This is a genomic window from Leeuwenhoekiella marinoflava DSM 3653 (assembly GCF_900129005.1).
In the GTDB taxonomy this organism is placed as follows: domain Bacteria; phylum Bacteroidota; class Bacteroidia; order Flavobacteriales; family Flavobacteriaceae; genus Leeuwenhoekiella; species Leeuwenhoekiella marinoflava.
This window is the reverse complement of the sequence record NZ_FQUN01000027.1, coordinates 24,911-36,896: the sequence shown is the minus strand read 5'-3', so window position 1 is coordinate 36,896 and position 11,986 is coordinate 24,911. Positions and strand designations below refer to the sequence as shown.

10 protein-coding genes are annotated in these 11,986 nt (G+C 36.7%); 4 read left to right on the top strand and 6 right to left on the bottom strand.

Annotation, left to right across the window (positions count from 1 at the left end):
- Positions 1–129 precede the first annotated feature (129 nt).
- Positions 130–303 carry a hypothetical protein gene (locus BUB91_RS21110; protein WP_164917884.1) on the bottom strand — a complete coding sequence of 58 codons (174 nt, stop codon included), beginning with the start codon at positions 301–303 and terminating at the stop codon, positions 130–132.
- Positions 304–451: 148 nt separating this feature from the next.
- On the opposite strand from BUB91_RS21110, the gene fumC reads away from it, so the two are divergent.
- A complete protein-coding gene (gene fumC / locus BUB91_RS19410) occupies positions 452–1,846 on the top strand; it encodes a class II fumarate hydratase (RefSeq protein WP_073100899.1) in 1,395 nt (464 codons plus the stop codon).
- 577 nt (positions 1,847–2,423) lie between these two features.
- The gene (locus BUB91_RS21680; protein WP_241652682.1) at positions 2,424–2,843 is read left to right on the top strand and encodes a class I SAM-dependent methyltransferase; all 420 of its coding nucleotides are present in this window, start codon (positions 2,424–2,426) and stop codon (positions 2,841–2,843) included.
- Between the two features lie 52 nt (positions 2,844–2,895).
- Here BUB91_RS21680 and ccsA read toward each other — a convergent pair whose 3' ends face one another.
- Positions 2,896–6,138 (bottom strand): cytochrome c biogenesis protein CcsA, encoded by a 3,243-nt coding sequence (gene ccsA, locus BUB91_RS19400; protein ID WP_073100895.1) that lies wholly within the window; start codon positions 6,136–6,138, stop codon positions 2,896–2,898.
- A gap of 112 nt (positions 6,139–6,250) precedes the next feature.
- On the opposite strand from ccsA, the gene BUB91_RS19395 reads away from it, so the two are divergent.
- Positions 6,251–7,018 (top strand): Rossmann-like and DUF2520 domain-containing protein, encoded by a 768-nt coding sequence (locus BUB91_RS19395; protein WP_073100892.1) that lies wholly within the window; start codon positions 6,251–6,253, stop codon positions 7,016–7,018.
- Entirely contained in the window at positions 7,008–7,544 is a 537-nt protein-coding gene (locus tag BUB91_RS19390) for a KdsC family phosphatase (RefSeq protein ID WP_073100890.1), read from the top strand. The genes BUB91_RS19395 and BUB91_RS19390 overlap by 11 nt, the downstream gene beginning before the upstream one ends.
- A 50-nt stretch (positions 7,545–7,594) precedes the next feature.
- Here BUB91_RS19390 and BUB91_RS19385 read toward each other — a convergent pair whose 3' ends face one another.
- The 4 genes from BUB91_RS19385 to BUB91_RS19370 all read right to left on the bottom strand — a co-directional run bounded on the left by BUB91_RS19385 (position 7,595) and on the right by BUB91_RS19370 (position 11,922).
- Positions 7,595–8,257, bottom strand: a complete 663-nt coding sequence (locus BUB91_RS19385; RefSeq protein ID WP_073100888.1) for an inorganic diphosphatase — start codon at positions 8,255–8,257, stop codon at positions 7,595–7,597.
- Positions 8,258–8,259: 2 nt separating this feature from the next.
- Complete coding sequence (locus tag BUB91_RS19380; protein ID WP_073100886.1) at positions 8,260–8,682, bottom strand: hypothetical protein; 423 nt, start codon at positions 8,680–8,682, stop codon at positions 8,260–8,262.
- Positions 8,683–8,809: 127 nt separating this feature from the next.
- On the bottom strand, positions 8,810–9,334 hold the full coding sequence (locus tag BUB91_RS19375; protein ID WP_073100884.1) for a DinB family protein: 525 nt from the start codon (positions 9,332–9,334) through the stop codon (positions 8,810–8,812).
- 2 nt (positions 9,335–9,336) lie between these two features.
- Positions 9,337–11,922 carry a phosphoenolpyruvate carboxylase gene (locus BUB91_RS19370; protein ID WP_073100882.1) on the bottom strand — a complete coding sequence of 862 codons (2,586 nt, stop codon included), beginning with the start codon at positions 11,920–11,922 and terminating at the stop codon, positions 9,337–9,339.
- Positions 11,923–11,986 lie beyond the last annotated feature (64 nt).

Below are 11,986 nucleotides of genomic sequence, written 5' to 3'. Positions count from 1 at the left end.
CAAGAGAGAAGGTTTTCTATTTTAAATACATTTCTAATTCCTCGAAATTATGTTAAACAGAGTATCACATAAAAAAAGTCCTACTCATAAGAGCAGGACTTTTCACTTAAAATTATATAACGAAAATACTTATGAATTTCCTCGTTCTAATTTTTTCTTCTCACGGATTTCTTTCATACGTTCTACAAACGCACCACCAATCCAGTAAGGAAGAATAGAAACTAAAAATATCATTAACCAAAACCCGATGGTTAAAATGGTTAAAAATGCTAAGAAGCCTAAGTATTGATCAAATTCAAACATAATATGGTTTTTGTCTTGTTGCAAATTTAGTATTTATCTTGTAAAAAACACAATTCATTTTTTAATTTATAAACAGATTTATAACCATCCTAAACAGTAAAAATTAACGACAAACCTTTATTTTTGTTAGACTACTAAAAAGACCAAAATGAAATACAGAATAGAAAAAGATACGCTGGGTGAAGTTAAAGTACCGGCAGATAAAATCTGGGGCGCACAAACCGAGCGTTCTCGTAATAATTTTAAAATTGGGAATCCGGCTTCAATGCCTTTAGAAATCGTTTACGGTTTTGCATATCTTAAAAAAGCTGCTGCTTATACCAATGCAGAATTGGGTGTGCTTTCTGAAGAAAAAAGAGATCTAATCGCTGAAGTTTGTGATGAGATTTTAAAGGGTAAACACGATGATCAGTTTCCGTTAGTGATCTGGCAAACCGGCTCAGGTACCCAGAGCAATATGAATGTGAATGAGGTTATCGCAAACCGTGCACACATACTGGCGGGAAAGAAATTAGGAGAAGGTGATAAAACGCTTCAGCCTAATGACGATGTAAATAAATCTCAATCATCTAACGATACGTTCCCAACAGGAATGCACATCGCGGCTTATCAAAAAGTAATGGAGGTTACATTACCGGGAGTTATCAAATTGAGAAATACACTTAAAAAGAAATCTGATGATTTCCGTGAGGTAGTAAAAATTGGACGTACGCACTTAATGGATGCTACTCCCCTAACCCTCGGGCAAGAATTTTCAGGCTATGTATCTCAACTGGATCACGGCATTAAAGCACTTGAGCATACTTTAGATCACTTATCTGAATTAGCTCTTGGCGGAACTGCCGTAGGAACCGGACTCAACACGCCTAAAGGTTATGCAAAATTAGTAGCTGAGTATATCGCAAAGTTTACAGAGCAGCCTTTTAAAACTGCTGATAATAAATTTGAAGCACTTGCGGCACACGATGCAATTGTAGAGTCTCACGGTGCCTTAAAGCAGCTTGCTGTTTCGTTGAATAAAATTGCTAATGACATTCGTCTTTTAGCGAGTGGACCACGTTCTGGTATAGGTGAGATCACTATTCCTGCTAACGAACCGGGGTCTTCTATTATGCCGGGTAAAGTAAATCCTACCCAATGTGAGGCGCTTACTATGGTTTGTGCTCAGGTTATTGGTAACGATATGGCTATCGCTGTTGGTGGAATGCAAGGGCAGTATGAACTCAACGTGTTTAAACCGGTAATGGCTGCTAACTTTTTACACAGTGCGCAGTTAATAGGTGATGCTTGCGCTTCTTTTGAGGAACATTGTGCTGCTGGTATTGAACCGAATCATCCGCGTATCAAAACGATGCTTGATAATTCATTGATGTTGGTAACTGCTTTAAATACAAAAATCGGTTATTACAAAGCTGCTGAAATTGCAAACACAGCGCACGAAAACGGAACAACTCTTAAAGAAGAAGCCGTAAATCTGGGATATGTAAGTGAGGAAGAATTTGACGAGTGGGTTAAACCTGAAGATATGGTTGGCGAACTTTAATTTAGTGACAATTGAGGGTATAATCTTCAATTGAGTTTGTGCTCTATTTCTAGATGCTTATGCAACAAATAAAAATGGCTGTCTTTTTAGATAGCCATTTTTATTTATCGAAAGTTTTATCTTGTGATGATTTTCAATAAATAATCTTAGAGCACACCCACAAGGCATTAAAAGGAAATAGCTTTTGACTTCAAGGCAAGCCTCTGAGCATTTAAATCTCGATTATCGAGTAGAAGTTCATATAACGCAACTTTTCTAATTTATGTATTCAGGTATAAAGAGCTTTATTTCAAAAATAATTCCCAGGCGCTTATTGTTTACATATGAATATAAGCTACGGTATGTCTACTACCTGTTTTATAAAGGAAATACATATCAGTGTACTATTTGCAAAAAGAAGTTATCTGATTTTGTAACGCTGAAAAACGACAGACTTTGTCCGCGATGCGGAAGTCTTCAACGAACCAGAAGACTTTACAAAATACTAACTGATGAATTTCTCACTTCGGAAACTAAAATACTTCACTTCTCGCCGTCAAGAAGTATTTACAGATTACTGAAAAACAACCATAATTATTTGAGTTCTGATTTATCAGAACATTTCTTATCTGATGTTTCTTTTGATATCACTAAAATTGATTCTGCTGACGAGACTTTTGATCTGATAATATGTTACCACATTTTAGAGCATATTGAAGATGACTACAAAGCTATGCAAGAACTTTTTAGAGTTCTAAAGACTACTGGTACTTGCATCATACAAACACCTTTTAAAGAAGGTGACACTCATGAGGACTTTACAATCACAGCACCAGAAATTCGCGAACAACATTTTGGTCAGTCTGATCACGTTAGAATTTATGCTGTTAAGGGACTTCAAACACGATTAGAACACGCTGGATTCTGTATTGAAGTCAGAGAATTTGCATTAGAATATGAGAATGAGTCTGGATTTAGTCCAAAAGAAAAAGTTTTGATATGCAAAAAGCCCATATAGCTAATTGCATACCAAAACTCTTTTATCAACACTAGTACGCTATTGAGCAATCTTATTTCTTATAAAACTTCTTGTACTTAGGGTACGCCAATAATGCAAATGCAACTACACCTATAAAAATAATTAGTGCTTTATTCAAATCTAAAATGTTATCTCCACTTGCATAACTGTGTAACCCAGATAACCAGAAGTTCACTCCAAAATAGGTCATCATAATACTTCCATAAGCCAATATTGCCATTAGATTGAAGAACCATCTACCGCGCAAACCGGGAACTAAACGCATATGAATCACAAATGCATAAACCATAATACTGATCAACGCCCAGGTTTCTTTAGGATCCCAACCCCAATAACGTCCCCAACTTTCATTTGCCCATTGACCACCTAGGAAGTTCCCTATAGTAAGCATCACCAGACCTACCGTTAAAGCCATCTCGTTTATGATGGTAAGCTCTTTAATATTGAGCTCCATTTTGGCTTTATTTTTAGTAGTAGTAAGCAATATCAAGAATAGCGTAACCAGACCTAAAATCATCCCCAGTGTAAACGGCCCATAACTCCCAACGATAACTGCCACGTGAATCATCAACCAGTAACTATCTAAAACCGGTTGTAGGTTTGAGATTGCAGGATTCAACCAGTTCATACTCGCTCCCCATAAAATAAAACCGGCAACAAAAGCAGTACTGGCAATTGTAAGCGAACTTTTTCGCCCGAAAGCTAAACCAAAAAACATAGTTGCCCAACCTACATAAAGAATAGACTCATACGCATCACTCCAAGGTGCGTGACCCGAGATATACCAACGCCAGATCAAGCCTAAGGTATGTAGCGCAAAAAGTAAGCCTACTGCCCCACCAGATATACGAACCATCGCTTTAATAAACGTATTGTCTTTAAAAATGCGAATGATCACAAAAACAAACATAAAAATACTGGCGAGTAAGTACATCCAGTACAGCTTGGTAAAAATATCGTGCTTGTTGTAAAATACTTCAGCATCTACTTTATCCTGAGAAGGCATTACTGCACTACCGTATTTCTCCTGAAAGCTCTTAATACTCTTTAAAAAAGTATCTGCCTTAGCATAATCTCCGGTTTCATTTCCTTCTTTTAAAGCGGAAAAATAGAGCGGAAGAATCTGTTTTGTATATAAGGAATCCATCCCCTTATAACCAGACTCATTCAATTCTGGATAAGAAACCCATTTGTTGTTTTCATCCCCAACCAAAGGAAAGATCTTTAAAATCTCACCACTCACAGCGCGATTCAACAAGCCCAGACGCTCTGCAATGTCAATAAAATCATTATCAAATGCATTTTTAACTTCAGCCTGATAGGCACTTGTTATATACGGGTCGAGTTTATTACGCCCCATATTGTCTATAAAATCTATAGCACTTACATACTTTTGTTCTTTTGGTACACCTATGATTCCACGAAGGCTGTCGTTAGCTGGTTTTACATAAATAAAATCTACATTATACCAGAAAAACGGAGTTTCAACCATAGATAAAAATACCTGATCTGCGGTAAGACCTTCATAGCTATCGCTTCGGCTTAATTTACGCAACAATTTACTCGAAAAGGTATTTACCGGCATCATACGCCCGCCATCGTCCTGTATAACCAACTTGCCAAACTTAGCAGCTTCTTCGGCAGGCACTTTATTGGCCATCAACATCGAGTCGATCTGCGTTTTTGTAGGTGCTGTGTGTTGCTCTTGTTCTAGCGTGGCAGTACCGGGAATCACAGTTTCTGGCTTTTGCTCAACGACTTTAGTGTTTCCGTTTTCTACTACAACCTCATTTTCTTGCGCTTGAAGCGTATTTCCGCCAAGTGCGAAAAGAATGGCGATAACACTAATCTTTGCTTTTTTAGCTTTCACTTTATCCAGTCTTACTTTAAGATCTCCAAAACGGCTTCCTTTATCAAACAATATTATCATCAAACCTAAATACAACAGAAAATAACCGATATACGTAATCCAAGTTCCTACCGCATCGTGATTTACAGAAAGTACAGTACCCAATTCATCCGGATCAAAACTCGCCTGAAAAAAGCGATACCCCTTATGGTCTAAAACGTGATTCATAAATATATCATAGTCAAAACCAGATTGCGGTCCTTCAATAACGCTCACTTCACTTTTATAAGAAGAATATGCATTGGTAGTTCCCGGATAACGTTCTGCAATAAAATCATTGAGTTTGATAGAGAACGGTAATTCTACAGCTTTGCTGCCGTAGGCTATATGAAAAGTAAGATCTCCTATTTTTGTAGACACCATTTCATTACTGAAACCTTTACCTCCTAATAAGCCTACTTCCTCTTGGCCGTCTTCAGTTTTTACAGTAACAAATAAAGCATCAGCCTGACCTTTCTGTTTTGGGAATGCCTCAACAATACCGTTTTTACCTTTCATTACCGGGTCAGGAATCACAAACTGCATACCGCCTAATTGATAAAGCGCCCGCAACTTTAACTCTTGAACACTATCTTTTGCAACATCATAATCCGTTTGCGTTGCCATAACACGCGTGCTGCCCTCAAAAGGGGTGTTTATCGTATAATGCTCACCATCATACCCAATATTAATCGCACCCTCTGTAGGTTTATTTAAAGCAAACAACATATTATGAATACTCGCAACCTGACCTTCTTCTAAGAAATGCTCATGTCGCTGGCCATCACCAGCTTCAACGATTTTAAGTTGTGCCAAACCATTAGGATCTTCAATCAAACCTTCTTCTGCTCCATCTATAAAATTAGAATAAGAGATGGTTACCGGTTTGCCTGCAAAATCAGTTTCCCAATCAAAACTGTTATCCAGTCGTGTAGAAAGATTTAAACGTTTAGCATCTAAAACCCTGCGCATAGGAGCGCCGTCTTTTTCGCCATCGATAAAAACCTGTAAATAAGTTTTTTCACTTAAAAAAGTATTCTGAGTTTCTCCCTCTCTAATAGGCATAACACCTTCGTAACCCACATAACGCGTCCAGGCAGCTCCAAAAATAATGAGGATGAAGGACAGGTGAAAAAGCAGTGTAGACCATTTCTCTTTACGCCACAGCTTAAAGCGCCAAATATTACCCACAAAGTTTACTATGAATAGCAAGTGAATCATTTCAAACCACCAGGTTTCATAAACGAGTTCACGTGTGTAAGGTGTGGGAGAAGTTTCTTGGCCGGCGTCAAGAATAGTACCTGTAGCTAAGGCCACAGCATAAACAATAAATAAAACAGCCATTAAACGGGTAGAAAACAGGAAATCTGCAATACGTTTTTGCATAGTAAATGTGCAATTTTTTGATTGCGCGAAGTTACAAAACAAAAGAGCATTAATAAAGCTTTAACGCAGGCTATTCCTTATAAATTAAGTCTTATTTGTTTACTTTTGAAGCGTGTTAAGCCTTTCAATAATCGGTACCGGGAATGTTGCATTTCATCTTGCTAAAGCTTTTAGTGCAGCTCAAGACGTTAATCTACAATTTGTTGCAGGAAGAAATGCAGCTGAATTAGAAGTTTTCAATTCATTTTGCACTACCACTAATCTAAATGAAGAACTCGAAAAAACTTTTAGTTCTGATGTAATTTTGATTGCAGTTAGTGACGCTGCAATAGCTGCTGTTTCCCAACAATTGATTGAATCTGAAGCTTTAATTCTTCACACTTCCGGAAGTACTTCAATGGCTATTTTAGATCAAAATAAACGCTACGGAGTTCTTTATCCTCTACAAAGCTTTTCTAAAGAAAAAGAACTGATTTACAAAAAAATACCTTTTTTAATTGAATCAAAACTTCAACAAGATTTAGAGATGATTAAGACTTTAACTGAAAGCTTATCCGCGAACTATTTCACAGTAAATTCTAAAGATCGGGCGGCTTTACACCTTGCAGCAGTTTTCAGCAATAATTTCACAAATCATATTTTGACTGAAGCCAAACAGCTCTGTGATGACAGCAAGGTTCCTTTTGAATTACTGAAACCTTTAGTGCTGGAAACAATTGATAAAGCATTTCGCATTGGTCCTGAAAATTCACAGACCGGCCCCGCAAAGCGCAATGATACAATCACTATAAATAAACAGCTTTCAGCTTTAAAAAGCGCTGAACAGAAAGAATTATATACGCTACTAACCCAAGCAATCCAAAAATATTATGAGCGATAAGAGTTACAAAGAATATCTAAGAAATATTACAACGTTTATTTTTGATGTAGATGGTGTGATGACAGATGGATCATTAATCATAGATTCAGAAGGAGGCATGTTACGCACGATGAACGTAAAAGATGGTTATGCGATTAAATGCGCTTTAGACAAAGGATATAAAATTTGCATAATTAGCGGCGGTACTAATGAAGGTGTGCGCAGCAGACTGGCAGCACTAGGCGTTACTGACATACATCTTGGTGCACACACCAAAATGAAACAGTTTAACGAGTACATCACAACAAACAGCATCAAGCCCGAAAATATATTATATATGGGTGATGACATCCCGGATTATCCTGTTATGCAAGGGGTTGGTTTACCATGTTGCCCACAAGATGCAGTAAAAGAGATTAAAGAAATTGCTAAATATGTTTCTCACAAAAAAGGTGGTAAAGGCTGTGTGCGTGATGTGATTGAGCAAGTTTTAAAAGTTCAGGATAATTGGATGGATTATTTTAATGCCGGTCCTGTTCAAAACTAATTTTCTGCGAGAATTATAAAGGCGTCAGGTTTAAAGAATCTGGCGCTTTTTTATTTTTCAGTATTGTATTCTCGGATTGCTTGTTCCAATACTTTGTTTGCTGCTCTAGCATCGCCAAAGCCAAAAGCTTGCATCATATCAGGTCCTTTATAATTACTAAACCAAGTCGTGATAATTTCTGAAACTCCCTGAAAATTAGCATCTAATTCTTTGATGCTTTTGAGGTTCTCAAAAGGAGAATCAGCAGCAACAGCTATTAGTTTATCGTCTCGCTCCCCACGGTCTTTTAAGTATAAAACCCCAATAAGCTTACCACTAATGATACTTCCTCGTTCAGCAGGTGGCCCTAAAACTAAAATATCTAGCGGATCACCATCTCCGCCATTTTCTTTATCAAGCAATGTACGCGGAATCATTCCATAATTACCGGGATAACCGATATAATTTACAATTCTGGGAGTACCGTCTACTTCTTCCCACTCTACTTTTCCGTTAGTTTTATTAAGCTCCCATTTTTCCGTAGTTCCTGCCGGAATTTCTATAACTGCATTTACAAATCCTGAATCATTGATTGCCGGAAAATCTTTCAGTAAATTTTTATGGGGTTCTTGCGCTTCTTTTTTGGGAATTGATGCGTTTTTATCACTATTGGTATTCTTACAGGAACACATTAAAATCACTAAACTCAAACTAAATAGCGTACGGTAATTCATAGTTAGATGAATTTAAAAAAATAGAGGTTCTTAATAACGATATTCTGATCCAGAAATTGATTTTTAAAATCCTTAATTCCTGTTTCGGTTTGAGGAGATTCCAGTTCACGGATTTTTCCATCAGCTAATTTGAGATAGCAATAAGACTTTCCAAAGAGGGATTTTTCAGCTAAGAATTCAATTTCACTCAAATCAATAGTTGTTTTTGAGGTTTTTTTCTTCCAGAAATAGAGAATTAAACCAATTGAAATTACAACCAAAACAAAAGAAATCAAATTTCTTAATGAAATTCCTTCCGTGTAGTTATTCAACAGGCTAACCCCCGAGCTAAATAAATTCAAACTCAAGACGAGCCCTATTAACTGATTGTTTTGCTTTTGATTGTCATCTATATAAAAAGCTGTATGTGTTATATCAAATCTCATTTTTAAAATCTTTACTCGATAATCGAGGATTTAAATAACCCGAGCTTGCCTCAAAGTTTACATAAATCTAAAAGAAAAGGCTGTAATTTTAAAATTACAGCCTCTCAAAATTTAACTAGTTAATGTTCTAAGAGTTTAGATATCGCGTATATATAATATTAGCGTGATGCACTTCGTGACCGCAAATGATAAAGCCCGCAGCTCGGGTAGATAATGCAGCATCACTAGAAGTACCTGTATTTGCTAAAGCCTCATCATTAAAGCCTTTAAACAAATTAATAGTACAATCTCTAACCAAACTATATTCTTCAACCAACTCTTGCATACTGCACTCATTAGCTTGAGAAGGCTTGATGTAATCATCCTGCTCAAAACCGGCAAGCGGAGTTTTATCTCCCCTACCAATACGCAATGCACGGTAACTAAATATACGCTCTGTATCTATAACATGCTGAAGCACCTCTAAGATTGTCCATTTGCCGGACTCGTAGGCATAATGCCATTTTTCTTCAGGTATTTCATTATAAAATGTAACATTTTTCTGTTTTCCGTTTCTAAGCGCATCAAGCAAATGCACATCATTTCTAACTAATTCTACATAGTTTCTATAAAACGCATTATACTCGCTATGATCTAAATCCTTTATGGTCATACTTATGCCGAGTTACGACTTGCATTGATATTACCAAATAAAGAACGGGTTACCATTTTCTCAAACATATCCAGTTTTTTCTGATCAGGATTTTCTTCCCTGCTCATTTCCTGAATTTTCTTCAATGCAAACTGCTGAATTGTCAATAATGGAAGTACGATACGCTCACGCTCCTGAATGGAAGCTTTACCAGCTTGCTCTTCCTCCATCAATTCACTGTAACCAGTAAGTTTTAATAACATACGTTTAGTACGCTCAAACTCATCATGAATCAAATCCCAAAATGCACCAAACTCCGGATCATCCTGCATATAAGCCGTAAGACCAAAGAATGATTTAGTCAAACTCATCATGCTATTTTCCAGCAAAGTTTTAAAGAATAAACTGTTCTCGTACAAAGACTTAACCTTGTCAAATTCACCTCTTTCTTCAAAGGCTTCAATAGCAGTACCAACTCCAAAGAAACCAGGCACATTCTGCTTAAGTTGTGACCAAGATCCCACAAAAGGAATAGCACGTAAATCCGAAAAATCTAATTTATCACTCTTACCACGCTTGCTAGGTCTACTGCCAATATTTGTTTTAGCATAATATTTTAAAGTACTCATACGCTCTAAATATCCTAAGAATTTAGGATGCGCTTTAAAGTCTGAATAGGTCTTATAGCTAATTTCAGCAAGCTCTTCCATTGTTGAGCGATCTGCATCCGGGAACGCTTTTGTTTTTTGGAAGAATACGCCATTAAATATACCTGAGCTCAATAACTGCTCCAAGTTATATTGGCAAGAATCTGGTGTTCCAAAATTCGAACTAATGGTTTGCCCTTGTACGGTTAATTGTATTTCCTCATCTTCAATAGTTTCTCCTAAAGAAGCATAAAATTGATGTGTTTTACCACCACCACGTGCTGGAGGTCCACCTCTACCATCAAAGAAAATTACTTTGATTCCAAACTCACGTGATATTTTAGTAAGTTCTTCTTTTGCTTTAAAAATACTCCAGTTTGCCATTAAATACCCTCCATCTTTGGTACCATCACTAAAACCAAGCATGATTGTTTGCTTCATACCTCTGGCTTTAAGATGTGCAGCATATGCCGGGTTCGTATATAGTTTACGCATAACCTCGTGCGCGATCTTTAAATCTGGTACCGTTTCAAATAAAGGAACAATATCTACTGTAGGATTTTCCCAACCGGTAAGATGAAACATAGAAAATGCCTGCATCACGTTAAGTCCGGTCTGGTTGTTACTTATTATATAACGGTTACAACTGCGTTCACCGTTCTGCGCTTGAATTTCACGTATAGCATATACACTTTCTAGTGTTTTACGCGCAATATCATCTTCTAAAGTTGCAGGATCTACCTTCCCTTTAACATCTTGTAATATTTCAATTTGCTTAGCTTCATCAAGCTCTAGATAATTATCAGGAAAAATGCCTAGATTATCTTTAGCACATTGCTTTACAATTTCCTCCATAACATGCATATGCACCCTACTATCCTGACGGATGTCTAAAACAGCAAAGTGATAACCAAACATCGTTATCTTGTTAAGCAAATCATCTATCTCTTCTAAGAATAAACTCTCGTGACGCTCAATAACCAGTTTTCTGATTCTTTTTAAGGTAGACTGAAGTTCTTCTAATGAAACTTTTACTTCAGCATCTTTAACAGCGATACTATCAAAAAGTCTGCGTTCCAAATCTGCCAAAGGCTCTTCGGTGCCATTAAAAGTTATACGACGACGCAGTTTGCGTACATCTCTATAGTAGTTTTTAATAATTGTACTTCTTAAACGAGAAGCTACTTTTAAGGTAATTTCAGTAGTCACAAATGGGTTACCATCACGGTCACCACCTGGCCAGAAACCAAGATCGATTACTTCGTTATCAAAAAATTCTCCTTTGAAAACATTTTGATGTAAATAGTTATAGATATGACTTGAAGCTTTATAAAATACATTTTCTAAATACCAGATCAGACTCACAGCCTCATCATAAGGGGTAGGTTTCTCTTTCTTGAAAAATGGTGTTTTACCCAATTGAGATAACAATTTTTTAATCATCTCGAGATTGTTATCATTAATTGCAGCACTAAGATCATTGATAATCCCAAGAACCGCTCCCGGATAAAACTGTGTAGGATGCGCAGTTAATACAGGACGAATTTTAAAATCCTGAAGATATGCTTTCAAGTCTTCAGTTTTAGATTGCGCCTCCGCCTCTTCTTTAATATTGCGCAGGGTTCCACGACCGTCCATATTGTTTACCGTACGATAAGCAGAATCTTCAATAGCATCAAAAAGCACTACTTGTCTTTCTATATACTGAATGAATCTAAAAAGTAAATCGTAACGATCTTCTTCAGATACATCACGTTGATACTTCTCAAAGAAATAGTTTACAATTTTTTCCGGATTGTATTTGTTATCATAACCCCGTGTACAGATTCTGTCAAAAAGAGGTAATAATACCCCTGTATCTGTAATGCCATGAAATGGCAGAGTCATAAATAAACTATTGTAAACCTGGTACTTGGATTTTACCTGATTGTTAAAACGTTCTAGTTTTGGTTGTCTTGACATAAGTTAGTTTCTGATTTATAATAAAATACCCTTTGCCAGTAAAGCCAAAGGGTATTTTATATTA

Excerpts from the sequence above, each read along its gene's own strand:
- fumC (WP_073100899.1), top strand. The coding sequence starts at position 452 with ATGAAATACAGAATAGAAAAAGATACGCTGGGTGAAGTTAAAGTACCG.
- BUB91_RS19390 (WP_073100890.1), top strand. The coding sequence starts at position 7,008 with ATGAGCGATAAGAGTTACAAAGAATATCTAAGAAATATTACAACGTTT.
- BUB91_RS19385 (WP_073100888.1), bottom strand. The coding sequence starts at position 8,257 with ATGAATTACCGTACGCTATTTAGTTTGAGTTTAGTGATTTTAATGTGT.
- ccsA (WP_073100895.1), bottom strand. The coding sequence starts at position 6,138 with ATGCAAAAACGTATTGCAGATTTCCTGTTTTCTACCCGTTTAATGGCT.
- BUB91_RS19370 (WP_073100882.1), bottom strand. The coding sequence starts at position 11,922 with ATGTCAAGACAACCAAAACTAGAACGTTTTAACAATCAGGTAAAATCC.
- BUB91_RS21110 (WP_164917884.1), bottom strand. The coding sequence starts at position 303 with ATGTTTGAATTTGATCAATACTTAGGCTTCTTAGCATTTTTAACCATT.
- BUB91_RS19380 (WP_073100886.1), bottom strand. The coding sequence starts at position 8,682 with ATGAGATTTGATATAACACATACAGCTTTTTATATAGATGACAATCAA.
- BUB91_RS19375 (WP_073100884.1), bottom strand. The coding sequence starts at position 9,334 with ATGACCATAAAGGATTTAGATCATAGCGAGTATAATGCGTTTTATAGA.